Genomic DNA, 1,493 nt, shown 5'->3' with positions numbered 1-1,493 from the left:
CGAGCGCAACCAGGAGTTCCGCTGCCAAGTCCGCCGCGAGCAGCCTTTCCGGAGCACCAGCAATGACGTCGCACAGGTGACAGATCGCTGCAACGTGGATTTCCAGTTCCTCTTCTGCGCGCCGCCGCTGCCAGCAAAAGGCACCGTAGCCGAAGACAGTGGCGCTTCTCAGCTTGTCGCACCTGCTGGAGGCGACACGGCACCGCGCCCAAAAAGGAAGCGCCTCACGCAGAAGACGCCCGACGACCATCAGCGAGCAGCTCTCGTGAGAAGGCCCAGAAGACGCCCGGCTTGGTTCCCTACCGCGGCCACCCTGTCCCAGTCAGAGTATGCGTGCCTCGAGAGCTTCGCGGCATCTTTCCAGAAGGCTGCCGCCATGGATTTCTACATTACCAAGTACCAGGGCAAGCCCATGGAATCCCTCACGCCGCTCTTCATGAGCATGTCCAGCGGCATTCACCGCCTCGAGAAGCAGGAAGAGCAGGAGGAAGCGGAGGCAAACGCGGCGCGACTGGCTGTCGACGGCGACGGCGATGCTGCGCAGCCTGCCCCCAAACGGCGCAAGACCGTCGAAGATCTCTCACGGCGCGCACGCCGGATCACCATCCGCTTGGCGTCCATGGCCAATCGGTGCTTCTGGGTCTCCGCCGCGGAGCTCGTGGTGCACATCCTCACGGACGGCGATTGCCTCCAGAGCCACAACAACATGAGACTCTTCACCAGGCAACTACAGTGGGCCATGCAGCAGTGCAAGAAGCACCTCAACCATGAGGCCGTCGAGGAAGCCTCGGAGAAGGCCCACCACAGTGTACAGGCGGTGTCCGTGCATGTCATCGGCCGCAGCGAAAAGGAGGAGGCGCAGCACGTCTCGGACTCCGACGTCTCCATCGACAAGATCGAGGCCTGCACCACCAGCACCAACACATCGGACGACTACGCGCACCGCGGGCGCAAGTTGAGCACCATGCCCTTCTACGTCTATCGCATGTACGTGCGGCGCGTTCCGCAGTCCAGTCGGACCAGAGCAGCGGCTCCAAGCATCTTCCCCTTCGAGTCCCACTACGCTCTGGCCAGGAGTTACGCGCAAGAGGTCCTGCTGCATCACGCACACGTGCCCACCATCGACGGCTTCCAATGTCCCACCGTCGACCAGGACCCGGAGCAGAACGCGCTGCTGAAGGCCATCCTCTTCACGCCTTGGTCCTGCACCAACGCCGTGGACTGCGGCAGCGTCATGAACTTCCGCCACCTTCTATCCAATGGCTGTGGTCCCGAAGACGTAGCTGGCGATGCTGCTCAGCTCGCCGAGCTCGCCGGTGATGCGTCTCGCCTCGCCGCGTCTTCCTCTTCGTCTTCCTCAAAGCTTGGCCGAGCCAGCGGAATCATCGCTATTTCGCCTCGCGTTCCGCAGCGCGCGTACACGTTCCATCGGGCCTGGAGACTCCGACACAGCGAGATCCACGTGCTCGCCGGCCGAGCGGACTGTCGCTGTG

The 1,493-nt window shown here is 63.2% G+C and carries 1 protein-coding gene; it reads left to right on the top strand.

Annotated elements, in window-relative coordinates; translation table 11 throughout:
• Positions 1-376: 376 nt before the first annotated feature.
• The coding region (locus GY769_03695) for a hypothetical protein (protein ID MCP4201017.1) at positions 377-1,493 on the top strand (1,117 nt) is incomplete at its 3' end.

The sequence above is a fragment of the bacterium genome (assembly GCA_024224155.1).
Classification (GTDB): domain Bacteria; phylum Acidobacteriota; class Thermoanaerobaculia; order Multivoradales; family JAHEKO01; genus CALZIK01.
This window is presented reverse-complemented; position numbering and strand designations above follow the sequence as displayed.